The following is a 697-nucleotide window of genomic DNA, read 5'->3' as shown; positions in this document are numbered from 1 at the left end:
CCTTCGGGGCTGCAGCGTTGTTATATATTATATACTTCCGGGTCGACAGGTGTTGCAAAAGGGGTTGCAATCAGCCATGGGAGCCTTGGGAATTACATGCGTTGGGCGAACGGCTACTATTTTGGTGAAGGGTCTGGTTATGATTTTTCTTTTTTCACCTCGCTTGGTTTCGACCTGACGCTGACCTCTGTGCTGAGCAGCTGGATGCGCGGAGATAAAGTGAAAGTTTACCAGGAAGGCGACAGTTCTTCGTCGCTGAAGTCGATGTTCGGAGAGGGATTCATACGGGCAGTGAAGCTGACCCCTAGCCACATCCGGATGCTGAAGAACCTGGGTGTATTCTCGACGCAGGTATCGGTTGCGATCATAGGTGGAGAGGAGATGGACTGGGAGCAGGTGTCGGTTCTTCGGAGGCTGTCGCCGGGGATGCGGATATACAATGAGTATGGTCCGACGGAAGCAACGATCGGCTGCACAGTGTGGGAGGCAGGGGAGAAGGAAGGCAGCATAAAGATCGGCCGTCCGATATCGAATGTTCAGGTGTATGTTGTAGATCAATATGGCCATCGCCAGCCTGTTGGAGTTTGGGGAGAGTTGTGGATAGGCGGGGCTGGTTTGTCGTCGGGCTACGTGAACGACCCTGTTCAGACGTCAGTTCGGTTTATAGAAGATGGTCGTTACGGGCGGGTGTACCGCA

At 53.4% G+C, this 697-nt stretch carries 1 protein-coding gene; it reads left to right on the top strand.

Going from position 1 to position 697, the window contains the following annotated elements; genetic code table 11:
• Positions 1–9 precede the first annotated feature (9 nt).
• The coding region (locus tag AABK37_RS41695; RefSeq protein ID WP_432557227.1) for an AMP-binding protein at positions 10–697 on the top strand (688 nt) is incomplete at its 3' end.

It is taken from the genome of Tolypothrix sp. VBCCA 56010 (genome assembly GCF_050875635.1).
Lineage (GTDB): Bacteria > Cyanobacteriota > Cyanobacteriia > Cyanobacteriales > Nostocaceae > Hassallia.
Note: the sequence above shows the minus strand (reverse complement) of the source record. Positions and strands in the feature narration are given on the sequence as shown.